Raw genomic sequence first — 25,910 nt, forward strand, 5'->3', positions numbered from 1 at the left:
CCACCGCTCTTAAAGACCGATGGCTGTTTTGTTTGAAGGCAAATTGCGCTAGTTAATCCTTATGGCGCAAAAGAAAGCACATGAAGTCGATCAGTTTATTGGCAAACCGAGCAGCTCGTTTCCGGTTGTGCTGCTCTATGGCCCCGATAAGGGGCTGGTAAGCGAACGTGCGCATCGGTACGCAAAAGCCACCAAATTACCGCTGGACGATCCATTTGCAGTCATTCGCATGGATGCCGATGAGATCGATGCTGATCCGGCAAAGCTTGCCGATGAAGCACGAACCATTTCCATGTTCGGTGGTGAGCGGCTGATCTGGATCAAAAATGCCGCCGGACAAAAGAAGCTGGCGGAAGCCGTGAAACTTCTGGTGAGCGAGCCGCCGCGTGAAACCTATATCCTCGTCGAAGCGGGCGATCTCAAAAAAGGTGCCGGCCTTCGCAGCGCTGTAGAAAACGGTTCTGCCGGCATGGCATTGCCGTGTTATTCAGACGATGCGCGCGGCATAGACGGCGTGATTGATGACGTGCTGGCCGAATGGAGAATGCAGATCACCATGGACGGACGGCAACTGTTGCGCGCAAGCCTCGGCGGTGATCGTCTGGCCACACGTGGTGAGTTGGAAAAGCTCTGCCTTTATGCACGCGGCAAGGAACGCATCGATATAGACGATGTGCGGGAAGCTGTCGGCGATGTGGCGGGACTTTCCACCGATGAAGTGGTGGACGCCGTTCTGACAGGCGATCTGCCGCGTTTTGAGGCCACATTTGACCGTGTCGTGAAATCGGGCACAGCACCCTTTCTGGTGCTCAACACGGCAGCGCGTCAGTTTCAACAGATACAGACGCTGCGCCATATCGCGGATACCGAACGCAAAAACGCGTCCGTTGTTGTCGCCTCGGCGCGACCACCGATCTTCTTCAACCGCAAGAAACTGATTGAAAATGCCGTTAGCCGATGGAATGCCGAAAGTCTTTCGCGTGTGATGGAACGTGTGCAGCGAGCCGTTCTCGAAAGCCGTCAGAATGCGGCGCTGTCGGTACCAATCATCCGTCAATGCCTGCTTGCAATTTCCGTTGAAGCCGTGAAACTTTCACGGCGGTAAAGCATTTCCAGCAAAAGTGCGGAGCGGTTTTGCGCAAGGACAATGCTTAAAAAACAAAGCATTTCCAGCAAAAGTACGGAGCGGTTTTGCGTAAGGACAATGCTTAAAAAAACAAAGCATTTCCAGCAAAAGTGCATGAACTTTTGCGTAAAACAAAAAGATAAAACGGCAGATGCGCTCTATCCGAGCTTAAGCTGTGGGCTTTGCTGGTATTTTCTCCACAACGCGATAAGCCAACCACCAAAATACCCGGCCGAAGCACCTGATACAACACCTGTAATCAGCGTGAGATTGGCATGATCTTCTGGATAAAGAACATTCAACACCGCAAGCACATATTGAGCGCAAAAGAAGATCAGGTTGCGGATGAGCGGCAGCGTGGCGCCAGCCCGCTCGATGGTTTTGTTTTGGCGATCAACGGCAATAATTTTCGGACCTGTGAGCAATCCAAACGGAGCCAACAGCACCAGAGCGATAAACCACGCGGTCAAAAATGAACCAAACAGCTCAGAGCTGTCGTCGAAATGCAAAAAGCCCACACCAATGAATATGATCGGCACAAAAAGCATTCTCCAGACGGAAACAATCTGTGTTTCACGCCCCTTGATGCCTTGTATGATCAGATAAGCCAGCAATCCCCATACATAGATCGGCGTATAGATGACAATCTGAACAAGCATATCCATAAGCATTGCCCTCCCCTTGAGCGACCGGTAACTTCGAAACCTAGCAGTCCAAACAGAAAAGCGATCAGCGGTTTAAATGACCACCAATCGCTTTAGATGATGGATGCTGTGAAAAATCGAAACCCCAATTTCTCAGCAAGTGATTCACACCGAGCGCATTTCCTTCTCCGACTTTTGGGGACGCGCTCTAGCTTTGCAGGCGGCGGCAAATCTCATCGAGCTGTTCCAGCGAGCTGTAGCGAATTTTCACATCGCCACCGCGTTCGCGATGATTGATTTCGACCTTCATGCCAGTGACATCAGAAAGCAGCTTTTCGAGCGCTTTGGTATCGGCATCTTTCTCCACAGGGGCACTCTTGCCCGGCTTTGGCTCGCCACCATTGCGCGCCTGCGATAAAGCTTCCACCTGACGCACAGACAGACCTTCCTTGACCACGCGTTCCGCAAGAGCAGTCGGATCGTCCATGGTGATCAGGCTGCGCGCATGCCCCGCCGACAAAGCACCGTCTGAGATAAAATCCTGTACCCGCTGCGGCAGTTTCAACAGGCGCAGCGTATTGGCGACATGACTGCGGCTCTTGCCGATAACCTGTGCAAGATCGGCCTGCGTATAGTCATGATTATCGATAAGCTGTTGATATCCCATTGCTTCTTCAACTGCATTGAGGTCTGCACGCTGTACGTTTTCAACGATTGCGATCTCAAGCGCCACGCGATCATCAACATCGCGGATAATAACAGGGATCGTATCGACCCCTGCACGCTGTGATGCACGCCAGCGGCGTTCACCGGCAATCAGCTCAAACCGGTCTGGTTCACCGGGTGCCGGACGAACCACAATCGGCTGAACGACACCATGTTCCTTGATGGACTGCGCCAGATCTTCCAGTTCGACTTCCGAGAACATGCGCCGCGGATTGCGTGGATTGCGTGTTACGAATTCAATCGGAACATTGCGCTCGCTGGAGATTGGCACCTTGCGCTCTTCCGCCGGGCGGTCGATTTCACCAATCAGAGCGGCCAGGCCGCGGCCAAGCCGCTTTTTTGAAGGATCATCGTTCATCGTCAGCAGTCCCCAGAATCGTTACGTAGTCGAATCTATAAAGCATCGCCTGCGCGACACTCACTTAACTTATGCAGCTTTAAGCTGCCGCTCGCGCTGTATAACCTCAGATGCAAGCTGCAAATAAGCCTGGCTGCCCGCGCATTTCAGATCATAAAGAATCGCTGGCTTGCCATGCGATGGTGCTTCCGACACGCGGACATTGCGTGGGATAACAGTGCGATAGACCTTCTCTCCCATAAATGCGCGCACATCGTCAACAACCTGCGATGCAAGATTGTTCCGGCTATCAAACATTGTCAGGACAATTCCCTGAATTGTCAGTTCGGAATTGATTGTCGAACGCACCTGATCAACCGTCTGCAACAACTGGCTCAACCCTTCCAGCGCAAAGAACTCACACTGCAACGGCACCATAACAGAATCCGCAGCAGCCATTGCGTTCAACGTCAACAGATTCAGGGACGGAGGACAGTCGACGAGAATATAGGAAAACTTGTCAGCAACTGCGGAATCGAAACGCAATGCATCACGCAAGCGGCGGGTTCGATCCGGTGCCTGCGCAATCTCCATTTCGATACCCAGAAGATCCAGCGTCGATGGCACAATGTAAAGATTGGGCACGTCGCTCTGCATCGCTGCATCATTGGCAGATGCAGCCTGGGTCAATACATCATAAGACGACAAGGGGCGGTTAAGGCGATCAATACCGAGCCCTGTACTGGCATTGCCCTGTGGATCGAGATCAACGATCAGCACAGTTTCGCCAATGGCTGCCAGTGCTGTGGCGAGATTGATGGCAGTCGTTGTCTTGCCAACGCCACCCTTCTGATTTGCAATGGTTATGATCCGGGATCTTTTGCTCATTACCGTCGCCCTGCTGCTTTCTGTCTTATCGATGATGAATTAACCGGAGATACGACGCAGATTGCTGATCTCGAGTATCACTGAGGCTTTATCGATAGCACTTTCGTGTTGTATCAGATCAAAGCTCCAGTCGACACGGCTTTCATCAATTTCCCGCTGGTAATCCCGACCTTTTTGAAAAAGAGCTTTAGCCCCTCCGGTAAGCCAAGGTTCCGCGAGCACGAAAAGATCGTTCAGCGAAGCGAGTGCGCGGGCCGTTACAACATCCGGCACCTCGATTTTGTCCCACATCGCTTCGATACGGGCGGAGGAAACGCGTGCGGGAACAGTTAGCTGGCCAGCAGCCGTGCGAAGAAATGCGGCCTTTTTGCCGGCACTTTCGACCAGATCAATCGAAGCACCCGGAACTTCCTTGAGAAAGCAGGCGGTTACAATGCCGGGGAACCCCCCGCCCGATCCCAGATCAAGCCATCGCTTTGCATCGGGAGCGAGCGGAAATACCTGCGCACTGTCAAGAATATGACGGCTCCAGAGATCCGCCAATGTGGATGGAGAGGCCAGATTGATGGCTGAACACCATTTGCGAAACAGCGCTTCAAAAGCAATCAATCGCTCCGTTGTTTCACGTGAAACACCAGGAACAATCGTTTTCAAGCTAGAATAACGGCTATCCACAGTCATGCTGCGCCCTTCTCGGCGTCCAACTCATCTGCCGCCCGCGCCCGCGCGCCATGCTTCTTGATATGCGTAATCAGCAAAGCAAGAGCCGCCGGTGTAATGCCTTCCACACGCTGCGCCTCGGCAATCGTTTCCGGCATACGCTGTTTAAGCTTGGCTTTCAGCTCATTCGACAGGCCGGAAATCGAATCAAAATCCAGCGATGCCGGAATGAAAAGCCGTTCCTCACGCTCCATCACCGCTATATCACTTTGCTGCCGATCCATATAAACCGCATATTGCGCTTCAATCTCCAAAGCTTCGCGGGTCACAGATGCAATGCCATCGAGTTCTGGCCAGATAGCTTTCAGCTTCTCCAGATCAATATCAGGATAGGACAAAAGATCATAGGCTGAGCGACGCACACCGTCCTGATTGAGATGCAACGCATAGCGGCTCGCCTGATTGGGCGTGATCATCAGTTGCTTTGTCATGTCGCGCGCAGCGGACAATGCCTCTTCACGCGCCACAAACCTCTCGCGCCGTTCCTGACTGAGAATGCCAAGCTGATCAGCCAGCGGCGTCAGACGCTTATCGGCATTGTCCGCACGCAATGACAGGCGAAACTCGGCGCGCGATGTGAACATGCGATAAGGCTCACTCACTCCGCGCGATGTCAGATCATCCACCATCACGCCGATATAGGCTTCGGTCCGCTGGATGATAACAGGGTCACTGCCCCCTGCCCGTCTTGCGGCATTCAGGCCTGCCAGCAATCCCTGCGCACCGGCTTCTTCATAGCCGGTCGTGCCATTGATCTGACCGGCCAGAAACAGACCAGTCACCCGGCGGGTTTCAAGACTGCGCTTCAACTCGCGCGGATCGATGAAATCATATTCAATAGCATAGCCCGGCTGGAGCATAATCGTCTTCTCAAGACCGGGAATGGTCTTGAGATAAGCAAGCTGCACTTCTTCCGGCAATGATGTGGAAATGCCATTCGGGTAGACCGTGTGATCATCCAGTCCTTCCGGCTCAAGAAAAATCTGGTGCCCATCACGATCACCAAATTTGACGATCTTGTCTTCGACCGATGGGCAGTAACGCGGACCAATCCCCTCAATCGAACCGGAATACATCGCGGAACGATGCAGGTTAGCGCGAATGATAGCATGGGTCTCAGGTGTTGTGCGCGTGATGCCGCAATCGATCTGTGGCGTGGTGATCCTGTCCGTCATCAGTGAGAATGGAACCGGATCCTCATCTGCGGACTGCATATCAAGGCTTTGCCAATCAATGGTGCGGCCATCAAGGCGCGGCGGCGTGCCGGTCTTAAGACGCCCAACGGCAAAACCCAGGCCGCGCAATGTATCTGACAGGCCAAGCGCCGGCTTCTCACCCATGCGGCCAGCCGGTATCTTCTTCTCGCCGATATGGATCAAACCGTTGAGGAAAGTTCCTGTGGTCAGGACGACCGCAGCACAGGCAAGCCTGCGCCCATCCCCCAGAACAACGCCGGTAATCACGCCGTCAGTCACGCAAATATCCGATGCACCACCTTCAACGACAGTCAGATTATCCTGCGCCGAAATCAGCTCTTGCATGGCAAGGCGATAAAGCTTGCGGTCCGCCTGGGTACGAGGACCGCGAACAGCCGGACCTTTGCGACGATTAAGCAGACGAAACTGGATGCCTGCCTTGTCGGCAACACGTCCCATCAATCCATCCAACGCATCGATCTCACGCACAAGATGACCTTTGCCCAGTCCGCCGATAGCGGGATTGCATGACATAACGCCAATCGTATCAAAGCGATGCGTGACAAGTGCTGTACGAGCGCCCGCGCGTGCAGAAGCTGCGGCCGCTTCGCAGCCCGCATGTCCACCACCAATGACAATGACGTCAAAAGCTGTCGCTTCGGCAGAACCTGAAATGTTCATCCTGATGCACCCAAATCAATTCGAGAAAGCAGTCTCTTTGACATGTTTCAACGTTGAACGGAAGGGGGAAGTCGGGCAAAGCCTCATCAACTCTTTGCTAAAATTGATATGAAATGCGACTCACGCTTCCGTTCTGGAGTCAAGAAGGATAGGCAGATTCCACAGATGTTTCACGTGAAACAATCACCTCAACGCAGTCACCCCGCGATGGTGTTTCACGTGAATCACTCATTTTCCGATGCAGAATTGCGAGAAAATCACATCCAATATTTCTTCAACATCAACATCCCCGGTGATGCGTCCGAGATGTTGCGATGCGCGGCGCATATTCTCCGCACGCAATTCCAAAGGAAGGTCATCGCGCTCAATCGCGATGTTCATTTCCGAAATTGTTGATTGCAGCAGATTGATGTGCCGCTGCCGGGTTGGCACGGCATCATTGATCAACCCGATGCGCTTTTCAGCAAAGCCCTGTAAGGCTGCCAGCAAAGCATCAAGCCCCTCAGAGGTCCGCGTGGAAATGCGATAGTCCCAATTGCGCTCAGTCAAACCTTCAAGATCGGTTTTGGTACCAACTGTCCAAATGTCAGCAGCGCCCTCGTCAAGCGTAACGGAAATCGGCTCCTGCATATCTTCCAGCAACAGAACCAGATCCGCCTCAGCCGCACGTTCGCGCGCACGTTCAATCCCGATGCGTTCAACCTGACTTGTCGTCTCCCGCAAGCCGGCCGTGTCGGTCACATAAACCGGTATTCCACCGAGATTGAGTTTAACCTCAAGAAGATCACGCGTCGTACCCGCCTCTTCAGAAATAATCGCGATCTCGCGCCCGGCAAGAAAATTAAGCAGACTGGACTTTCCCGCATTGGGCGCACCCGCGATAACGACGTGCAAACCATCGCGCAGCATCGCGGCCCGTTTGCCGCTCTCTATATGGCGCGCAATTTCACCGCGCAAAGATTTGAGCGTGTCCCAAACCTGTCCGGAAACCGAACCGGGAACATCTCCCTCATCGGCAAAATCCAACTCCGCCTCAATCAATGCCCGTGCGCGGATCAGTCTTTGACGCCATTCTGTATAGAGCTGACGCTGCGCGCCCGATGCGACCTGAAGAGCCAGACGACGCTGGCCTTCAGTTTCAGCAGCAATCAAATCAGCCAGACCTTCTGCAATCGTCAGGTCCATCTTGCCATTGATGAAAGCGCGTCGCGTAAATTCGCCCGCTTCCGCAATCCGACAATGAGGAAAATGGGCAAATTCTTCCAACAGTTTTTCAACAACAGCAATGCCACCGTGAAGGTGGAACTCCGCGCAATCTTCACCGGTAAAGCTGTTTGGTCCGGCAAAGAACAGCGCCAATCCCCTATCGATCGCTTCACCATTGCGCGTGCGAAAGGTTTTGTAGGCGGCATATCGCGGTTCGATAGTCTGACCCAAAACCGTTTCGATAACGAATCGAACTTGCGGGCCAGATATGCGAACCACTGCCACGCCCGACGGCAGGCGTCCGCTCGACAAGGCAAAAATAGTGTCGTGAAGATGTTGCGGCTCGCTCATTTGATTTCCCGTTCTATATAGATTGTTACGTGATATTCATTCGTGTGAGGAAAGAAAAGGCTTATGACTGATATCAGCAGCAACCGGCTCGGCAAGGAGCCAAGCGCTTATCTTCGTCAGCACGCCGATAATCCGGTGCACTGGCAGCCCTGGAGCAGGCAAGCGCTGGATGCTGCCCGCGCCCTCAACCGCCCTATCCTGCTTTCCATTGGATATGCCGCTTGTCACTGGTGCCATGTGATGGCGCACGAGTCTTTTGAAGACCCGGAAGTGGCAAAAGTCATGAACACGCTTTTCGTCAATGTGAAGGTCGATCGCGAAGAACGTCCGGATATTGATCAGATTTATATGGCTGCGCTTGGCGCCATGGGCCAGCAGGGCGGATGGCCGCTCACAATGTTTCTGCGCCCGGATGGGAAACCGTTCTGGGGTGGCACCTATTTTCCACCAAAAGCAAGGCACAATCTGCCCGGCTTCGTTGATGTCCTCAAAGCAGTTGATAATCTCTGGCGAGAAGATCAAGAAAGAATTAACCATAATGCCGATGCGGTCTTCAGCCATCTCGAAAGCCACCTTGCCGCGCAAACAGTGGCCAGCGCCAATGAAATTGCGCATTTTGATCGGGTCACTGATCGCATATATGCGATGTTCGATCCCGTTCGCGGCGGCCTTGAGAATGCACCCAAATTCCCCAGCGCACCCTTTATGGATGCTTTGTGGTTGTCCTGGCTCTACAACCGCCAGAACCATCATCGCGATACATTCCTGTTGTCGCTGAAAACAATGCTGCAAGGTGGCATCTATGATCATTTGGGTGGCGGCCTTTGTCGCTACAGCGTCGATGCAGACTGGCTCGTGCCGCATTTCGAAAAGATGCTCTATGACAATGCACAACTCATTCGGCATGCAACCTATGCCTATGCTGAAACGCAAAATGATTTGTTCCGTATCCGAATCGAAGAGATCATTGACTGGCTGATCCGGGAAATGCGTTTGCCAGACGGAAGTTTTGCATCAAGCCTCGATGCCGACAGCGAAGGCGAAGAAGGAAAGTTCTATATTTTTACTGACACTGAGATTGATCATGTTCTCGGAGAACAGGCGTCAGCCTTCAAAGCCTTCTATGGCGTCAAACCGGAAGGCAATTTTGAGGGAAAAAATATTCTCAACCGCCTTCATGCTGTTGATGAAACAGCGGTGCATCCTGCCGATATAGAGGCATCAAGGAAAAAGCTGCTCGATTATCGCTCCAAACGTGTGCGTCCCGGACGTGACGAAAAAGCGCTGACAGACTGGAACGCACTGGCAATTCGCGCGCTGGCAGAAGCAGGACGCTGCTTCCAGAGACAGGACTGGATTGACCATGCGCTGACCGCTTACCGTTCAACAGGGTCATCCTTTCACGATGGCCGCATGGCGCATTGCCGGATGGATGACACGCTGCTCTACCCTGCCCTTGCAACCGATTATGCAGCAATGATCAACGCTGCAATTTCGCTGTTTGAAGCAACATCAGACCCAACATTCATTCAGGACGCGCTGGCGCTCAAAGAGGCGCTTGATAAAAACAATCGCGATGCGTCAGGCAATTACCGGCTCTCCGCAATCAACGCCGAAGATGTCATCCTTCATAGTTATGGCGATTATGACGAGGCAATCCCCAGCGCCACCGGTCAGATTATCGAAGCATGCACCCGCTTGTTTCTCATAACCGGCGATCTGCATCTCTATCATCAGAATGAGCGACTGGTCGAACAAGCCATGGGCCGCGCGCTTGTGCAACAATATGGACAGATCGGCATATTGAATGCGAGCCGATTTGCAGCCGAACCACTATCGCTTGTTATTGCCGATGACAGCGCTGAGGGAGACTTAACCGCAGTGGCTCGGAAAATTCCTGATCCACGACGTGTCGACAAGATTATCCGTTTTGAAGCGGGTAAAGCTATCGCGCTTCCGACAGGTGGCATTGCACAGGCCGATAAACCTTCAGCCTGGCTCTGTAAGGGGCAGGTCTGCCTCGCACCCGTAGAGACAGCGGCAGCGCTTAGAATCCTTCTCAGCGAGCATCCATGACGACTTTTCACAGCCAAACAAAACGCCGCGCTGATTGCTCAACGCGGCGTTTTTCATAACAACGAAGTCGAGAAATTACGTGTTCATCGAATCGAAGAACTCGCTGTTGCTCTTCGTCTGCTTGAGCTTGTCGATAAGGAATTCAATCGCATCGGTCGTTCCCATTGGAGCAAGGATACGACGCAGCACGAAAATCTTCTGAAGATCGGCGCGTGGAACAAGCAGATCTTCCTTACGGGTGCCGGACTTGAGAATGTCCATGGCCGGGAAGATACGCTTGTCGGCAACCTTGCGGTCGAGAACGATTTCAGAGTTGCCCGTGCCCTTAAATTCTTCAAAGATCACTTCGTCCATGCGCGAACCCGTGTCGATCAGCGCCGTTGCAATGATGGTGAGCGAGCCACCTTCTTCAATGTTACGGGCTGCACCAAAGAAGCGCTTTGGACGTTGCAGAGCATTCGCATCCACACCACCGGTCAGAACCTTGCCCGATGACGGCACAACCGTGTTGTAGGCGCGGCCAAGGCGAGTGATGGAATCAAGAAGGATCACAACATCGCGGCCGTGTTCAACAAGCCGCTTGGCCTTCTCGATGACCATTTCAGCAACCTGCACGTGACGCGTTGCCGGCTCATCGAAGGTCGAAGAAACAACTTCACCCTTCACCGAACGCTGCATGTCCGTCACTTCTTCCGGGCGTTCATCAATCAGAAGCACGATCAGATAGCATTCAGGATGATTTGCGGTGATCGAATGCGCGATATTCTGCAACAGAACCGTTTTACCGGTGCGTGGCGGCGCAACAATTAGACCGCGCTGGCCCTTGCCGAGCGGTGCAACAAGATCAATCACACGCGACGAAAGATCTTTCGATGTTGGAACTTCCAGTTCCATCTTGAAGCGCTCATTTGGATAGAGCGGCGTCAGATTGTCGAAGTGAACCTTATGGCGGATCTTTTCAGGATCTTCAAAATTGATGGTGTTGACCTTGAGAAGCGCAAAATACCGTTCGCCTTCCTTGGGACCGCGGATCGGACCTTCAACCGTATCACCGGTCTTCAACGAGAAGCGGCGAAGCTGGGAAGGTGAAATATAAATATCGTCCGGACCCGGCAGATAATTCGCGTCAGCCGAGCGCAGGAAGCCAAATCCGTCCTGCAACACTTCGACCACGCCTTCGCCGATAATTTCGACGTCCTGAGCAGCGAGGCTTTTGAGGATCGCGAACATCAGTTCCTGCTTGCGCATGGCGCTTGCATTTTCGACCTCAAGCGTATCGGCAAATGCCAGCAGCTCAACCGGAGTTTTGTTTTTAAGTTCTTGTAGTTTCATTTCCTGCATGGGTGAGGAACTCTTTTGAAATATAAGGAGAAAAATGCAGTTGTTCGGAAAGGTGGGTCACTTGGAACGCGACCGGCATCGAAGGCCTGCTGTCATGGTGGGAAGAGGACTCACTCATACCGGTTTGCGGCATGAAGAGCAAGTCTCAGTTAAGGACTGCTGGAAATTTGTGCAATAGGAAAAAGGTAGAAGCCCGGAAAAAAATCCGGGCTATCTTGTAAAAATATAAAAATCAGAATGGTTTCACGATCACCAGAATGACGATCAAGATCATCAAAATGGTTGGAACTTCGTTGATGACACGCCAATGTTTTGCAGATTTGGTGTTCTTATCCTGAGCAAAAAGCCGTGTCGCCTTTGACAGATAGCCGTGTACGCCCGACAACAGCACCACGAGAAGAATTTTTGCGTGCAGCCAGCCGCCCTGAAAATCAAATATCTCCCAGGCCATCCACAGACCGGCAATCCACGTTACAATCATAGCGGGATTTATAATAAACCGCAGCAACCTCCGCTCCATAACCTTGAAGGTTTCAGAGGTTTCAGAGCCGGGCGTTGCCGCACAATGATAAACGAAAAGTCGCGGCAGATAGAGCATGCCCGCCATCCAGGCGATCACCGCAATAACGTGGATAGACTTGACCCAAAGATAAGCATCAGCTGGATTCACGTGAAACAATCCCCATAAACCGAGTAGCACAATCACCAAAGCGGCAATGATGCGGATCAGAGCGGCTTTGCCGCTGTTTGTGTTGTCAGAGGCCACAATCAGTACCCTCCACGAACCCGATCAATCATACGCTGAACATTTTCAATCGGTGCCTGTGGCGTAATTCCATGGCCGAGATTGAAAATCAGCGGACCGTTGCCAAGATTTTTGAGGATCGCATCAACGCCTTCATCAAGCGCCGCTCCACCAGCAACAACCCGCAGCGGATCAAGATTACCCTGAATGGCGCCTTCCTTTTGCAATTCCTGCGCAAAAGAAACCGGCACCGACCAGTCAAGCCCCAGAACATCGACACCGGTTTTTTCACGATAGCCTGCATAAAGCATTCCCGCACCTTTCGGGAAACCGATAATGCGCGCGTCAGGATATACGGCCCTCACCTTTTGCACGATACGCGCAACAGGACGAATGCAGAAACGCTCAAAGCAATCTTCATCCAGAACGCCGGACCAGGAATCAAAAATCTGAACCGCATCTGCGCCGGCATCAAGCTGTTCGATCAAATATTCGGCTGAAACATCCGCCAGATCATTCAAAAGCTTTTCGAAAGCTTCCGGGAAGCGATAGGCAAACAAACGCGCGGGAGCCTGATCCGGGGTACCATGACCGGCGATCATGTAGGTCGCAACGGTCCAGGGAGCGCCACAGAAGCCCAACAGCGTTGTTTCGTCGGGTAACTGCTCGCGAAGCAGCCGAACCGTCTCATAGACCGGCTCCAGGCGTTTTGCGACACCTTCGGTTTCAAGCCAGAAGATTTCATCCGCATCAATCGGTGTCATCAAAGGCCCTCTTCCTTCTTCAAAGCGAAGGTCACGCCCAAGGGCATGAGGGACAACCAGAATATCGGAAAACAGAATGGCTGCATCAAAGCCAAAACGGCGGATAGGCTGAAGTGTGACTTCGACAGCCAGATCGGGCGAATAGCAAAGGTCGAGAAAGCTTCCGGCCTGTTTGCGGACTTCGCGATATTCAGGAAGGTATCGCCCTGCCTGGCGCATCATCCAGATCGGAGGTGGAAAGACTGTCTCACCGTCTATGACTTTCAAGACTTTGCGCTTCATTGCATTCCACCCTGTCTGATTTTCGTTATCTCGTGTGAAAGTTTTCCCGTCCGGCTTTCATAAAGAAAGGATGATTCAGGAATCTTTTGATTCTTAGAGTCTGTTGGAATCGGGGATTAAGCTTTGTCCGCTTTTTCTCCACAGTTCCGCTCTGGCCATCAAAGCCTGTGCGAACATTCACCGATCATTCTGCCAAATGCAATGAAAACTAAATTCTTTCATTGAATATAAGGAGTTACCAATTGCCGCAGTTTTGCACTATTTGTGGACAAGCTGGGTATATCGATGAGTTTTCCAAATGTTACGAGTCTTGTCCACAGTGACTTTCAAAAGCGGCCCACATGTTGGCTGGCTGTGGATGACTTGCCAAGTTTCCCACCGCCTGCCATGGCTTGTGGATGAAACCTGCGTTTTACGCACACTCGTCAACAGGGGCGGGAGAAAACTGTGACCAGACCGCTTTCTTACTTTCATCTTCATCTGATTTCTGATGCGACAGGAGAGACTCTCCTTGCTGCAGGGCGTGCAGCTTCAGCGCAATATGCCAATGCGCGCGCCATTGAGCACATCTATCCGCTTATTCGCACCGAGAAACAGTTGCGCAAAGTTCTGGAAGATATCGATGCTGAGCCGGGCATCGTCCTCTATACAATTGTTGATCAGAAGCTCGCGGCCATGATTGATGAAACCTGTGCGGAAATGGGTGTACCAAGTGTTTCGGTGCTCGAACCCGTGCTCAACACGTTTCAATCTTATCTTGGCGCACCGGCGCATCGCCGAGCCAGCGCGCAACATGTGCTCAATGCCGATTATTTTCGCCGGATTGACGCGCTCAATTTCACCATGGAGCATGATGACGGGCAATTGCCGCTCGATATAGAAGAAGCAGATGTCATTCTGGTGGGGATTTCACGAACCTCGAAAACGCCCACAAGCATCTATCTTGCCAATCGCGGTATCAAGGCAACCAATGTGCCGATTGTGCCGGGCATCCCGCTTCCCGATGTGCTTTTTACTGCAAAACGTCCGCTGATTGTCGGGCTTGTCGCAACGGCGGAACGGATTTCGCAAATCAGGCAGAACCGCCCGCTTGGCAATGCGCCTTCGCTCAATACCGGACTTTATACAGACCGCGTTTCAATTTCCGAAGAACTGGCTTATGCCCGCAATCTCTGCAACCGCAACGGCTGGCCGCTCATTGATGTGTCGCGCCGGTCAATTGAAGAAACAGCCGCAGCGATCCAGTCTTTGCTGCGTGATGGCAAGAAGGAAGATCAGGTATGACCGCAAAACTTATTCTCGCCTCCAAAAGCCCCTTTCGTTCAGCACTTCTGAAAAATGCTGGCATCGAATTTTCAAGCGAAAGCGCTGATATTGACGAGCGCGCCGTTGAAGCGCCGCTTTATAAGACCGGCGCAACACCGGAAGAAGTGGCGCAGGTTCTGGCGGAAGCCAAAGCCTTATCGGTCAGTGAAAACAATCCCGATGCTGTGGTGATTGGCTGTGATCAGACGCTTTCGCTGGAAGATCAGATTTTCCACAAGCCTGTGGATATGGACGCGGCGCGCCGCCAGCTTTTGCAGTTTTCGGGAAAAACCCATCAGTTGAACAGCGGCGTGGTTCTGGTGAAAAACGGCAAGCCCTTCTGGCGGCACGTCTCGGTGGCGCGCATGACCATGCGCGATCTTGATCCCGGGTTTATTGGCCGTTATCTGGGTCGCGTTGGCGATATTGCCCTTTCCAGCGTCGGCGCCTATCAGGTCGAAGGTCCGGGCATTCAGCTTTTTGAAAAAATCGACGGCGATTATTTCACCATTGTCGGATTGCCGCTGCTGCCGCTTCTGGCTGAATTAAGGAAAGAAAATCTGATCGATGGCTAAAAAGGCATTTGTCACCGGATTTCCGATTAAACATTCGCGCTCGCCGCTCATTCATCGCTTCTGGCTCAAAGAGCACGGTCTTGACGGCTCTTATGAAGCCATTGAAGTGGCGCCGGAAAATTTTGCCGAATTTGCTGCTTCATTGGCGCAAAATGGCTATGCCGGTGGAAATGTCACGATTCCGCATAAAGAAGCAGCTTATGAGAGCGTGGAAAGCCATGATGAAGCAGCGCAGGCTATAGGTGCGGTGAACACGCTCTGGTTTGAAAAGGGCAGGCTTTGCGGTGGCAATACCGATGCCTATGGCTTTGCCGCCAATCTTGATGCGCTTGCACCGGGTTGGGACAATGCCGATACGGCTCTGGTTCTGGGTGCAGGAGGTGCGGGTCGCGCGATTGTGCATGCCTTGCAGACACGTGGTTTCTCCCACATTGCCATCGCCAACCGGACCTTAAGCCGCGCGCAGGACCTGGCCAGCCATTTTGGCGATGGGGTTTTTGCCCATGGATGGGATGCCGCGCAGCATTTTGTCAAAGAAGCGGGATTGATCGTCAACACGACCGCGCTCGGCATGAGCGGGCATGGAGAAGAAACACACGTTTTTCCCCTTGATCTGAACGAAGCGCAAAAATCAGCGGTTGCCACGGATATTGTCTATGTTCCTTTGAAAACGCCCTTTCTGGCTAAGGCTGAAAGCGCGGGGCTCAAAACGGTCGATGGACTTGGCATGTTGCTGCATCAGGCGGTTCCCGGTTTTGAACGCTGGTTTGGCAAAAAACCGCAAGTGACAGATGCGCTGCGCGCGCATATTCTGGATGATATGAAAAAGGCTGGCGCTTTATGATCATCCTCGGACTGACCGGCTCGATCGGCATGGGAAAATCCACCGCCGCAAGCATGTTTGCAGATGCGGGCGTGCCAGTTTATAGCGCCGACGATGCGGTGCATCAGCTTTATGCAGGCCGCGCCGCCCCCCTGATCGAAGCCGCCTTCCCCGGAACAGTTGTCAATGGCACGGTTGACCGGACCAGGCTTTCGAGCGCTGTCCTCGGCAAACCGGAAGCACTCAAAAAGCTTGAATCCATCATTCACCCGCTTGTGCATGAAGAGGAAGCCGCCTTTCTTGCGCGCGCGCGTGCGGATGGGGCTGATATTGCATTGCTTGATATTCCGCTGCTGTTTGAAACGGAGGGCCAGAACCGCGTGCACAAGGTGGCGGTTGTCTCAGCCCCTGCCCACATTCAGCGAAAGCGGGTTCTTTCGCGCGAAGGCATGATGGAAGAGAAGCTGGAGGCCATTCTTGCCCGGCAGACACCGGACGCTGAAAAGCGGTCGCGCGCCGATTTCATTATTGATTCTTCAGGCGGCTTTGAGGACATGAGACAGCAGATTAACGCCATCCTTGCGCAATTGCGGGGAAAGCCGGCAATTTCATCGTGAGCGCAGTTTCGCCTGTGCTATAACGAACAATCATTTAAGAGGTTTTTCAATGCGTGAGATCGTTTTCGATACGGAAACCACTGGCCTTGAACGGCTTGAGGATCGGGTGATCGAAATCGGTGGCGTGGAAATGATCAACCGCTTTCCCACGGGCCGAACCTTTCATAAATTCATCAACCCACAGGGGCGTAAGGTTCATCCGGATGCGCTCGCGGTTCATGGGATCACCGATGAGCAATTGCTCGACAAGCCGACTTTTGCCGATATTCTCGATGAATTTATGGAATTTTTCGATGGCGCGAAGCTTGTCGCGCATAATGCCATGTTCGATCTTGGTTTCATCAATGCCGAATTGAGCCGCCTGGGTAAGCCGGAAATAGACGTTGATCGCATTGTCGATACGCTTGCGCTTGCGCGCCGTCGAAATCCGATGGGGCCAAATTCGCTGGATGCACTTTGCAAGCGTTATGGCATCGACAATTCACACCGCACATTGCACGGCGCATTGCTCGATTCTGAAATTCTGGCTGAAGTTTACATCGAACTGATTGGCGGAAAGCAGACAGCTCTCGGTCTGAGTTCCTCTGACAATTCCGGCAATGATGATCGCGCTGATCATGCCAGCCGAATTGCGCTGCGTCAGCGCCCTGTGCCGCTTGCACCCCGCATCAGTGAAAAAGAGCGTGCCGCGCATGATGCCCTTGTTGCCAAAATGGGTGATAAGGCGATCTGGAAGAAGTATTCTTCATAAAAAAACCCCGCAAAAAGCGGGGTTTTCTTTTGATATCAACGCAAGATCAGCTCTTTACAGCGTTCTTGGCTTCTTCTTCAGCCATACGGCTCTGGAACATCTGTGCAAAATCGATTGGATCGATCATCAGTGGTGGGTAGCCACCATTGCGCGTTGCATCAGCAACGATCTGACGGGCAAATGGGAACAGCAGACGTGGGCATTCGATAAACAGCAGCGGAAGCATATGTTCCTGCGCAATGCCCTGAATGCGGAATACGCCGCCATAAGTCAGCTCGGTGTTGAACAGAACGTCCTTGCCGTCCACAGCCTTGGCTTCGAGTGTTAGAACAACGTCGAAATCCGTTTCGGAAAGCGGGTTGGCGTTTACATTGACATTGATGTTGATCGAAGGCGCTTTGTCGCGTGGGCGCAGCGACAGAGGCGCGCCGGGGCTTTCAAAGGAAAGATCCTTGATATACTGGGCCAGAATGTTGAGGGACGGCTGGGTGGCTGCGCCATTGCCGTTCTTTGCTTCGTCCGCTACGGGCTTATCGCTCGGCGTTTTTGCCATTATCGGAATGCCTTCTTTTATTGTGATTAATCTGATTGCCTGTAAAGCAGCGATGCTTGGCTAGCATGTGTGGGTAGATGAGGCAAGAAACCGTTTTTAGGTTAGTAATTGCGCAATCAACGATCCTTGTGGTCAGGATTCCACGGTGAATTTTCGTCCGGCTTTGCTGTATAATCTTCCGGGTCGAGGTCGATCACGTTATTCTCTTTGCGCTCATAAGGACGATAGGCTTCCGAATAGCGGGTGGACGCTGTGGCAACGACGAGACGATTGCGCACAAATCGGTTCCAGACAAGATCGCGAATGAAGGGCACGAAAAGCAGCAGGCCAATGGCGCTTGTGACAAAGCCGGGCACGATCAGCATGATGGCAGCAACCACGATCATGGCGCCATGCATCATTTCGCGATCCGGCACACGCCCCGCAGCACTTTCCGCGCGGATGCGCTGCAACAGCCCGAAACCCTGCACGCGCAGCAGGAAAAAACCGAGCATCGTGCTTAGAACGACAAGACCCAGCGTTGCCAGAACACCGATTTTACTGCCGACAATCACAAAGCCGGCAATTTCGATGAACGGCATTGCCAGCATGAGCAGAGGGGCAAAGGAAAAGGACACGGCAGTTATGATCCTATGTTTATTGATGTTTTCATCAAAGATCTTCAGTCTATCATGAATTTGCAGATAGAGCGCATTCCGAAAAGTGAAAAGCGGTTTTCGCAATGAGATACGCCTAAAAACAAATAGGTATGCGTGATCGGGATTTGAATGATCAATCAAGGCGATCTATATGTATATTGAAAGAAATTGATGGCGGGAGCGGGATTCGTGATCGTTATCCGTTAAATGGTGGCAGGCGGTATGGAATTTTTTGATTTTGGTACGATATTTTTCTTCATCGCAGCGGTGGTGATATTTCTCCAGCTGCGCAATGTTCTCGGTCGTCGTACTGGAAATGAAAAGCCGCCGGTTGATCCCTACACATCTGCCCGTAATTCCGACACACAGACCAGTGGCGGCGAAACGGATAATGTTGTTTCCCTGCCGCAGCGTTCCGGCGAAAAAGATTATAGCGCAATCGATAAAATTGCGCCGGTCGGCACACCGGTCAATGATGGGCTGCGTTCCATCAAGGCCGCCGATCCATCTTTTGATCCGGTGAGTTTTGTGGATGGCGTGAAGATCGCTTACGAAATGATCGTCATGTCTTTTGCCGATGGCGATCGCAATGTTCTGCAAAATCTTTTGTCCAGGGAAGTCTATGAAGGATTTGTTTCGGCGATTGATGAGCGCGAAGCACGCGGTGAAACCATACGTTCCACCTTTGTTGGCATCGATAAGGCGGAAATCGCCAATGCCGAAATGAAGGGATCTGAGGCGCATGTGACGCTGAACATTGTCAGCCAGATGATTTCGTCCACACTCGACAAGAACGGTAATGTGGTTGAAGGCGATCAGGAAAATGTGGTTGAAATCCGCGATCTGTGGACCTTTGCCCGCGACACCCGTTTGCGCGATCCAAACTGGAAGCTTGTGGCGACCGAAGCAGAAGATTAAGAGAGTGAAGACCAAGGGCCGCTAATTGAGTGGCCCTTTTAAATAGCGCGTTTTACGGATCCGGCTGTGAACCAATTGTCGAAACTATTCCACCCGCTGGGCTTTTCCAATTGCCCGGGCTGGGATCGGGACGATCAGGCACACGCCTTTTCGGCCTTTCGCCGTTCGGCCGATTATGCGCACCACAACCGCTATAACAGCGGCAGTCTCGGTATTTCTTTTAAGGCGCTTGAACCGGCTTTTGCTGCTGCACGATTGCTTGATAACCCAAACACAGCGCAGGCGCGTGGTTTTTTCGAAGCGCATTTTGTTCCGTGCCGCATTGATGCCCAAGGCTTTGTCACCGCTTTTTACGAGCCGGAGATCGAAGCATCACGCACACCAGACGCGCATTTTACGGTGCCATTTTTAAAAAAGCCCGATGATCTTGTGAAAGTCACGGACGAAAACCGTCCTTTGGGACTTGATGCGTCATATGCTTTTGCGCGCCAAACGCCCGATGGTCTTTTAGAATATGATGACCGCCGCACAATCGAGCAAGGCAGCCTCAGAGGTCGTGGGCTGGAGCTTGCTTATGTTGCCGATCGGGTCGATGCGTTCTTTGCGCATGTTCAGGGTGCGGCACGGCTCAAGCTGACCGATGGCAGTTTTATGCGGATTACCTTCGCTGCCAAAACCGGCCATCCATTTACGGGGATCGGGCGTATTCTGGTAGCGGAAGGCGAAATTCCGGCTGATCAGATTTCTATGCAGACAATCCGCCAATGGCTCAAAGATCATCCCGAAAAGGCGGATGACCTCATTTGGCAGAACCGTTCCTATATCTTTTTCCGCGAAGCAGCCGTTGATGATCCGCAGCTTGGGCAGATTGCGGCCGCCAAGGTTCCGTTGACCGCCGGACGCTCTATCGCCGTGGACAGGTTTTTGCATACTTTCGGAACGCCATTTTATGTTGATGCGCCGACTGTGACCAAATTTGACAACGCGCCCTTCTCCCGGCTGATGATTGCGCAGGATACCGGCACGGCAATTGTTGGCCCGGCCCGCGGCGATCTCTTTGCAGGATCCGGGGATGAAGCCGGTGAAATTGCAGGCGGCATAAAAGACAAAGCTGATTTTTATGCGCTCGTCCCTCGCGCAGTTTGCGGAATTAATCGATGACCTCCAACAACGAAAAACCCGCAAAAGATTATCTCAATCCCGAGGATCGCATTCTCTGGGAAACGGTTGCAAAGACAGCCAAGCCACTGGCTGGCAAAAAGCTTCAGGCTGAAGAGCTTTCGGTTTTTAGCGAACTGATGGCGCAGGAGGCAGAGAAGAAGCCTGTGAAAAAAGCGCCCTCGCCTGTTGCTGAGACGCAGCCACCAAAAAAGAAGGTCAGCTCGCTTAAGGAAATGCCGATCCATGCCTTTGATCGGCCCACTCATCGCAAAATTTCCAAAGGGCGTGTGGATATTGAAGCGCGTATCGATCTGCACGGGCTGACACAGAACGATGCTTATGAGCTGCTTTACGGCTTTCTGCTCAGCGCCCACGCGCGTGGGCTCAAGCATGTGATGGTGATTACCGGAAAAGGCCGATCATTCGGCAGTGAGGGCGTGCTCAAACAGGCCGTGCCGCACTGGTTCTCAACGCCCTTGTTCCGGCTTCTGGTCAGCGCCTATGAAGATGCAGCGCATCATCATGGTGGTCATGGTGCGCTTTATGTGCGGCTGCGCAAGCAAACGCAGAATGGGGGGCTGCTGCGATGACGCCGTTCGGCAAGCGATTGCGGGAATTGCGGGAAGAGCGCAATGTCACCCAGAGGGAAATGGCAGCAGCGCTGCGTGTGTCCCCGGCCTATTTGTCAGCATTGGAACATGGGCGGCGTGGCCAGCCAACCTGGGATATGCTGCAACGCATCATCACCTATTTCAATATTATCTGGGATGAAGCGGAAGAGCTTCAGGATCTTGCAACGATTTCGCATCCGCGGGTGGTGATTGACACATCCGGCCTGTCGCCACAGGCAACCGAGCTTGCCAATCTTCTGGCGCGTAACATCCGCATCATTGATCGCGAAACGATCAAGCATTTAAGCGATGAAATTGAAGTAGCACGCAAGCGCCGCCGGGGAATAAGTTAGGTATATTTTTAGCGGATATTATATTAGAAGATTATATTTTTCATAGAAAATATTAATATAAATAATATAGTATATTATGGTGTAATTTCATCGGATTTTTTTGGAATTATTATAAATTTCGATGAAAATATCATATTTCTATTGACAGAAATTTTCATCAATCATAGCCTGATAACACTCTGTGTATTTCTGAGTCTGAAAAGCTGAATAAGGGCATATTCCCAAATAATCAGGTTTTCATACGATTTGATCACAGTGTTTTGGTGTATTTTTTCAATGTATATATTATAATTTGGAGATTAAAATGACGAAGAAAAATCGTGAATCCACGGATATACCAAGCAAAGATATTCTACGATTTGATAACACATATCAAATTGATTTGGATACGTCTAGTTATAGAAATGGAGATAACCGCGCATATATTACTATTTACAGTGACAGTGCTTTTATTGGAGGCGCAACCGTAAAAGAAAATCAAATACCACTTGTTTTATCTGCTATGAGTTGGCTTAATAATAATAATTCAAATTTAGATTTACTGGTATGGACAGATAATACTGTTTCTGATTACATATTTTATGGATTTGAATCTTCGGTATCTAAAAAAGCTCTTGAATTACCAAAGTAATTGATAGTTGGGTGATTTCAGTTGTATTTTATTCCGGTTATTCAAATTGTATTACAGGATAAACCGAATTTTCTCACTGAGATCACCCACAAACATCTAAATTTTTTTGAGAGACTACCTTCTGCAGAATGTAAGCAAATTTTTGAATGAATTAATATAAGAGTGCTTGCGCATTTGCTCCAGCGAAATTTCCCTCCGTGAGGCGTCTAAGGATTTTTTTAAGCTTTCACCATCGGGTGATTGGACGCGACATATTACACAAATCGGTTCCCACTTTTCGGGATGTGCTTTAAGGGCTTGAGCCGATCAAACCGACCGGCTCCTGAGATTTAATCACACTTAAAAAAGCGCCTTTAGCTCATCAAGCTTGGTGTTGACCAGCCAGCCATAATAGTTTTCCTGCGGCATCACTGGAGCCTGTCCAGATGCTTTCAGCTTAGCATTCTCATTGGCAAGTGCGCGGGCGCGAGAATCTGCACCGCCGGTGTTATAAAGCGTTGCCGTAATTCCGGGGTTTTTTGAAATGTCGAAATCGGCAATCTGACGATAGGCGGTGATCGACTGTTTGAGCGTCGCTGCGATATAGGGCAGCGTCAGATCCGGGTCCATGATGGTTTTATAGACCGCGTTGCCATTATCGGCATCAAGCTTTGGCAGGCCGGAAACGCGGTTCACCATGTCCGACATCTGCAAGGCCGTCAGCGGGTTCATCTGGCCTAAGCCGAAAGTCTGGCCAGCATAGAAGGGCTGAAAGAACACGGCACTGAAGCGGTTGTTCGGATAGCTTTTGCCGCCCACGGATTTGCCGCGGAACTGCTTGTTCCAGACTGTTTCGCGGCAGCCCCACAGCGAATAGCTGTCCTTGAATCTGAGGCACTCGGAAAACTCCGGGCGCTTGACGAACTGGCCGATGCTTTCGCCATTATAGCCAAAGCTCACGCCCTGGTTCACATAGGACATCGCCTTGACGTAATAGGTCTGCAAGCGGTCATAGACATCGACATTATAGGTGTGTTCGCCAACAATCGCGCCGACAATATGGATCGGATCAATGCCGTAAGCCGAAGCCGTCGACTTGATCTTTGAGCGCAGCGAAGCATCCTTTTTCAGAAGATTATAAATCTTGCGATATTTGGCTTCATAGGTGGTGCTTAATTCCTTGGTGCGCTTGGCGGAAGCGCCGGGAATGGGCGGCTGTTCGGCGTTGCGGTTGCCGGGTGGCACGCTTACGGCTGCAAGGGCGCTCTGGCAGGAGAAAGCGATGGCGAGGCAGATGCCTGCAATACGGTTCAGTCGACGGGTCATTGCGGGAAAACGGCCTCAACAGGGTAAATGATATGTAAATTTGGCGGCAAATTAAAAAAACCCCTCGATGAAGTCGAGGGGTTTCTTGCCTTTGAGGCGAAAGCCACCGCAGCGTGGCTTTCCGGTCACTTTTTAGTTTTACAGAATGAAGCGCGAAAGATCGGTATTCTTGGCAAGATCGCCAACGGTTTCGCGGACATAATCCCCATCCACCTTGAATTCCGAACCGGCCTTGTCGGGGGCGTTATAGGAAATATCGTCCAGAACGCGCTCCATCACCGTCTGCAAGCGGCGCGCACCGATATTTTCGACCGTTGAGTTGAGATCAACCGCGATATCGGCCAGAGCATCAATCGCATCGTCGGTAATATCGAGCTTCACTTCTTCCGTGGCCATCAGCGCAATATATTGCTTGATCAGGCTGACTTCGGTTTCCGTCAGAATCCGGCGGAAATCTTCGCGCGTCAGTGCACTCAGTTCCACGCGGATCGGCAGACGTCCCTGCAATTCCGGCAAAAGGTCAGACGGTTTTGAGACATGGAACGCGCCCGATGCGATGAACAGGATATGGTCGGTTTTCACCGGACCATATTTTGTTGCAACAGTGGTGCCTTCAACAAGCGGCAGCAGATCGCGCTGCACGCCTTCGCGTGACACACCCGCTCCCATGCCGCCTTCGCGCGCTGCGATTTTATCGATTTCGTCCAGGAAAACGATACCGTCATTTTCGGTTGAACGCAGGGCTTCCTGAATAAGCTGATCCTGATCAAGCAGCTTGTCGGACTCGTCATTGATCAGGATGGCGTAGGAATCCTTGACCGTGGTCTTGCGCGTCTTGGTGCGCCCACCCATCGCCTTGCCGAAAATATCGCCAATATTGATCATGCCGATATTGGCACCGGGCATACCCGGAATTTCGAAATTCTGGCCTGACCCCGTATCGGCCACTTCGATTTCGATTTCCTTGTCGTCCAGCTCGCCATCACGCAGCTTCTTGCGGAAGCTTTCGCGGGTGGCGGGGCTTGCCGTTTTGCCGACAAGACCGTCAAGCACGCGCTCTTCAGCATTGATATGGGCCTTGGCCTTCACATCTTCGCGTTTCTTTTCACGCACGAGACCAATCGCTGCTTCAACCAGATCACGGATGATCTGTTCGACATCGCGGCCCACATAGCCGACTTCGGTAAATTTGGTGGCCTCGACCTTGATGAAAGGCGCACCGGCAAGCTTGGCGAGACGACGCGAAATTTCCGTCTTGCCAACACCGGTCGGTCCAATCATCAGAATGTTTTTTGGCATGACCTCTTCGCGCATCTGGCCTTCCAGCTGCTGCCGGCGCCAGCGATTGCGCAAAGCAATGGCCACGGCGCGCTTGGCATCGTTCTGGCCGATGATGAAGCGGTCAAGCTCGGAGACGATCTCGCGGGGGGAGAAATTGGTCATGATTAAATTCCACTTTGCCACTGCTTAATGAACTCGAACGGATGCAGCGGCATGATCACGTTGAGCGGAAGGTTGCAGCCGATGACGATCAAAGCACCCAAGCCCAACGCTGTTTGTCAGAGGTTGAGGCTTGCAAGGGTACGGTCATTCGGCGTCGAGGCTTTCAACCAGAATGCTGTGATTGGTGTAGATGCAGATATCGGCGGCAATTTCCATTGCCTTACGGGCGATTTCTTCGGCATTCCTGTCTGTGTCGATCAGCGCGCGCGCTGCCGCCAGCGCATAATTGCCGCCTGATCCAATGGCCATGACGCCGTGTTCGGGTTCAAGCACATCGCCCGTCCCGGTCAATGCCAGCGTCACCTTGCTGTCGGCAACCAGCATCATGGCTTCGAGCTTGCGCAGATAGCGGTCGGTACGCCAGTCTTTGGCAAGCTCGACAGAAGCGCGCATCAGCTGGTCAGGATATTGTTCGAGCTTGGCTTCAAGGCGCTCAAGCAGTGTGAAGGCATCTGCGGTTGCGCCTGCAAAACCGGCAATGACATTGCCTTTGCCGATGCGGCGCACTTTGCGCGCATTGCCCTTCATCACGGTGTTGCCGAGCGAGACCTGCCCGTCACCGGCGATGACCACCTTGTTACCCTTGCGAACGGTAACAATGGTCGTGCCGTAAATTGTCGTAGGATTGTGTTCGATCATGGATCACTCCTTTGGCGGCTTACAGGTTTCCATCTGGCAAACGCATAAGCCCCTGATATGGGGAAGCCTCTTTCCTTTGGCTCAAGCGCGAACGGAATCGGGTTTCGTTGTGAATATTTAAGAACCATCTGGCAAAATGCAAATGGCTAACAGCGCATTCCAAAAAGTGGGAACCGGTTTTTGGGTAAAATGCGCTGCTGGGGGAAACCGCATTCCAAAAAGTGGGAACCGGTTTTTGGGTAAAATGCGCTGCTGGGAAAACCGCATTCCAAAAAGTGGGAACCGGTTTTTGGATAAAATGCGCTGCTGGGGAGACCGCATTCCAAAAAGCGGGAGCCGGTTTTTGGATAAAATGTGCGTGAATAAAATTCAGAATGTTGCGAGCAGTTCTAAAAGCATTGGCAAAAGCGGCCAGCTGTTCTAGAACGCCAAAAGATTTCAACA

At 52.0% G+C, this 25,910-nt stretch carries 27 protein-coding genes and 1 pseudogene; 12 read left to right on the top strand and 16 right to left on the bottom strand.

All coding sequences use genetic code 11. The features are described from left to right. Positions 1–61: 61 nt before the first annotated feature. Positions 62–1,105, top strand: coding sequence for a DNA polymerase III subunit delta (gene holA / locus OPR82_RS00675; protein WP_265982426.1), 1,044 nt, complete (start codon positions 62–64; stop codon positions 1,103–1,105). Positions 1,106–1,284: 179 nt separating this feature from the next. Here holA and OPR82_RS00680 read toward each other — a convergent pair whose 3' ends face one another. From OPR82_RS00680 to mnmE, 6 genes are all read right to left on the bottom strand, one after another. Further along, positions 1,285–1,791, bottom strand: a complete 507-nt coding sequence (locus tag OPR82_RS00680) for a hypothetical protein (RefSeq protein ID WP_265982427.1) — start codon at positions 1,789–1,791, stop codon at positions 1,285–1,287. Positions 1,792–1,978: 187 nt separating this feature from the next. Further along, positions 1,979–2,854 carry a ParB/RepB/Spo0J family partition protein gene (locus OPR82_RS00685; protein ID WP_265982428.1) on the bottom strand — a complete coding sequence of 292 codons (876 nt, stop codon included), beginning with the start codon at positions 2,852–2,854 and terminating at the stop codon, positions 1,979–1,981. Between the two features lie 69 nt (positions 2,855–2,923). Then, positions 2,924–3,721, bottom strand: a complete 798-nt coding sequence (locus tag OPR82_RS00690) for a ParA family protein (RefSeq protein WP_265982429.1) — start codon at positions 3,719–3,721, stop codon at positions 2,924–2,926. A gap of 39 nt (positions 3,722–3,760) precedes the next feature. Continuing rightward, a complete protein-coding gene (gene rsmG / locus OPR82_RS00695; protein WP_265982430.1) occupies positions 3,761–4,402 on the bottom strand; it encodes a 16S rRNA (guanine(527)-N(7))-methyltransferase RsmG in 642 nt (213 codons plus the stop codon). Further along, positions 4,399–6,318, bottom strand: a complete 1,920-nt coding sequence (gene mnmG, locus OPR82_RS00700) for a tRNA uridine-5-carboxymethylaminomethyl(34) synthesis enzyme MnmG (RefSeq protein ID WP_265982431.1) — start codon at positions 6,316–6,318, stop codon at positions 4,399–4,401. The genes rsmG and mnmG overlap by 4 nt, the downstream gene beginning before the upstream one ends. 228 nt (positions 6,319–6,546) lie before the next feature. Beyond that, entirely contained in the window at positions 6,547–7,875 is a 1,329-nt protein-coding gene (mnmE, locus tag OPR82_RS00705; protein ID WP_265982432.1) for a tRNA uridine-5-carboxymethylaminomethyl(34) synthesis GTPase MnmE, read from the bottom strand. A gap of 63 nt (positions 7,876–7,938) precedes the next feature. Between mnmE and OPR82_RS00710 the strand changes: the two genes are divergently transcribed. After that, positions 7,939–9,951: a thioredoxin domain-containing protein gene (locus OPR82_RS00710; protein ID WP_265982433.1), complete on the top strand. Its 2,013-nt coding sequence runs from the start codon at positions 7,939–7,941 to the stop codon at positions 9,949–9,951. Between the two features lie 75 nt (positions 9,952–10,026). On the opposite strand, the gene rho is transcribed toward OPR82_RS00710, so the two are convergent. The 3 genes from rho to hemE form a co-directional block, all read right to left on the bottom strand. Next, positions 10,027–11,292, bottom strand: a complete 1,266-nt coding sequence (gene rho / locus OPR82_RS00715; protein ID WP_265982434.1) for a transcription termination factor Rho — start codon at positions 11,290–11,292, stop codon at positions 10,027–10,029. Positions 11,293–11,524: 232 nt separating this feature from the next. Then, positions 11,525–12,061 (bottom strand): protoporphyrinogen oxidase HemJ, encoded by a 537-nt coding sequence (gene hemJ, locus OPR82_RS00720; RefSeq protein ID WP_265983804.1) that lies wholly within the window; start codon positions 12,059–12,061, stop codon positions 11,525–11,527. Further along, positions 12,061–13,083, bottom strand: a complete 1,023-nt coding sequence (hemE, locus tag OPR82_RS00725) for a uroporphyrinogen decarboxylase (protein WP_265982435.1) — start codon at positions 13,081–13,083, stop codon at positions 12,061–12,063. The genes hemJ and hemE overlap by 1 nt, the downstream gene beginning before the upstream one ends. 447 nt (positions 13,084–13,530) lie before the next feature. Between hemE and OPR82_RS00730 the strand changes: the two genes are divergently transcribed. From OPR82_RS00730 to dnaQ, 5 genes are read left to right on the top strand one after another with little or no spacing between them, the layout of a single operon-like run. Beyond that, positions 13,531–14,367, top strand: coding sequence for a pyruvate, water dikinase regulatory protein (locus OPR82_RS00730; protein WP_265982436.1), 837 nt, complete (start codon positions 13,531–13,533; stop codon positions 14,365–14,367). Further along, positions 14,364–14,963 carry a Maf-like protein gene (locus OPR82_RS00735; protein WP_265982437.1) on the top strand — a complete coding sequence of 200 codons (600 nt, stop codon included), beginning with the start codon at positions 14,364–14,366 and terminating at the stop codon, positions 14,961–14,963. The genes OPR82_RS00730 and OPR82_RS00735 overlap by 4 nt, the downstream gene beginning before the upstream one ends. After that, the gene (locus tag OPR82_RS00740) at positions 14,956–15,807 is read left to right on the top strand and encodes a shikimate dehydrogenase (RefSeq protein ID WP_265982438.1); all 852 of its coding nucleotides are present in this window, start codon (positions 14,956–14,958) and stop codon (positions 15,805–15,807) included. The genes OPR82_RS00735 and OPR82_RS00740 overlap by 8 nt, the downstream gene beginning before the upstream one ends. Further along, a complete protein-coding gene (coaE, locus tag OPR82_RS00745) occupies positions 15,804–16,403 on the top strand; it encodes a dephospho-CoA kinase (RefSeq protein WP_265982439.1) in 600 nt (199 codons plus the stop codon). The genes OPR82_RS00740 and coaE overlap by 4 nt, the downstream gene beginning before the upstream one ends. A 49-nt stretch (positions 16,404–16,452) precedes the next feature. Beyond that, positions 16,453–17,154, top strand: a complete 702-nt coding sequence (dnaQ, locus tag OPR82_RS00750) for a DNA polymerase III subunit epsilon (RefSeq protein WP_265982440.1) — start codon at positions 16,453–16,455, stop codon at positions 17,152–17,154. 46 nt (positions 17,155–17,200) lie between these two features. On the opposite strand, the gene secB is transcribed toward dnaQ, so the two are convergent. Further along, positions 17,201–17,707, bottom strand: coding sequence for a protein-export chaperone SecB (gene secB, locus OPR82_RS00755; RefSeq protein WP_265982441.1), 507 nt, complete (start codon positions 17,705–17,707; stop codon positions 17,201–17,203). Between the two features lie 116 nt (positions 17,708–17,823). Further along, complete coding sequence (locus OPR82_RS00760) at positions 17,824–18,324, bottom strand: FxsA family protein (protein ID WP_265982442.1); 501 nt, start codon at positions 18,322–18,324, stop codon at positions 17,824–17,826. Between the two features lie 243 nt (positions 18,325–18,567). Here OPR82_RS00760 and OPR82_RS00765 point away from each other — a divergent pair, with 243 nt between their 5' ends. The 5 genes from OPR82_RS00765 to OPR82_RS00785 all read left to right on the top strand — a co-directional run bounded on the left by OPR82_RS00765 (position 18,568) and on the right by OPR82_RS00785 (position 22,019). Then, positions 18,568–19,263, top strand: coding sequence for a Tim44/TimA family putative adaptor protein (locus OPR82_RS00765; protein WP_265982443.1), 696 nt, complete (start codon positions 18,568–18,570; stop codon positions 19,261–19,263). Positions 19,264–19,305: 42 nt separating this feature from the next. Beyond that, positions 19,306–20,424 carry a murein transglycosylase A gene (gene mltA / locus OPR82_RS00770; protein WP_396996104.1) on the top strand — a complete coding sequence of 373 codons (1,119 nt, stop codon included), beginning with the start codon at positions 19,306–19,308 and terminating at the stop codon, positions 20,422–20,424. Beyond that, positions 20,421–21,014, top strand: coding sequence for a Smr/MutS family protein (locus OPR82_RS00775; RefSeq protein ID WP_265982445.1), 594 nt, complete (start codon positions 20,421–20,423; stop codon positions 21,012–21,014). Before mltA ends, OPR82_RS00775 begins: the two co-directional genes overlap by 4 nt. Next, a complete protein-coding gene (locus OPR82_RS00780) occupies positions 21,011–21,388 on the top strand; it encodes a helix-turn-helix domain-containing protein (protein WP_265982446.1) in 378 nt (125 codons plus the stop codon). Before OPR82_RS00775 ends, OPR82_RS00780 begins: the two co-directional genes overlap by 4 nt. Before the next feature lie 304 nt (positions 21,389–21,692). Then, positions 21,693–22,019 (top strand): hypothetical protein, encoded by a 327-nt coding sequence (locus tag OPR82_RS00785; RefSeq protein ID WP_265982447.1) that lies wholly within the window; start codon positions 21,693–21,695, stop codon positions 22,017–22,019. Positions 22,020–22,358: 339 nt separating this feature from the next. Here OPR82_RS00785 and OPR82_RS00790 read toward each other — a convergent pair whose 3' ends face one another. The 5 genes and pseudogenes from OPR82_RS00790 to OPR82_RS00810 form a co-directional block, all read right to left on the bottom strand. Continuing rightward, positions 22,359–23,324, bottom strand: a complete 966-nt coding sequence (locus OPR82_RS00790; protein ID WP_265982448.1) for a DUF1402 family protein — start codon at positions 23,322–23,324, stop codon at positions 22,359–22,361. 138 nt (positions 23,325–23,462) lie between these two features. Then, positions 23,463–24,767, bottom strand: coding sequence for an ATP-dependent protease ATPase subunit HslU (gene hslU, locus OPR82_RS00795; RefSeq protein WP_265982449.1), 1,305 nt, complete (start codon positions 24,765–24,767; stop codon positions 23,463–23,465). A 2-nt stretch (positions 24,768–24,769) separates the two neighbouring features. Continuing rightward, a pseudogene (locus OPR82_RS00800) lies at positions 24,770–24,850 on the bottom strand (DUF2585 family protein); the annotation flags it as partial. 61 nt (positions 24,851–24,911) lie between these two features. Next, positions 24,912–25,466, bottom strand: coding sequence for an ATP-dependent protease subunit HslV (gene hslV / locus OPR82_RS00805; RefSeq protein ID WP_265982450.1), 555 nt, complete (start codon positions 25,464–25,466; stop codon positions 24,912–24,914). Between the two features lie 19 nt (positions 25,467–25,485). Continuing rightward, positions 25,486–25,908 carry a hypothetical protein gene (locus OPR82_RS00810; protein WP_265982451.1) on the bottom strand — a complete coding sequence of 141 codons (423 nt, stop codon included), beginning with the start codon at positions 25,906–25,908 and terminating at the stop codon, positions 25,486–25,488. Positions 25,909–25,910: the final 2 nt, after the last annotated feature.

Origin of the sequence: Ochrobactrum chromiisoli (assembly GCF_026241335.1) — a bacterium.
Taxonomy (GTDB): domain Bacteria; phylum Pseudomonadota; class Alphaproteobacteria; order Rhizobiales; family Rhizobiaceae; genus Brucella; species Brucella chromiisoli.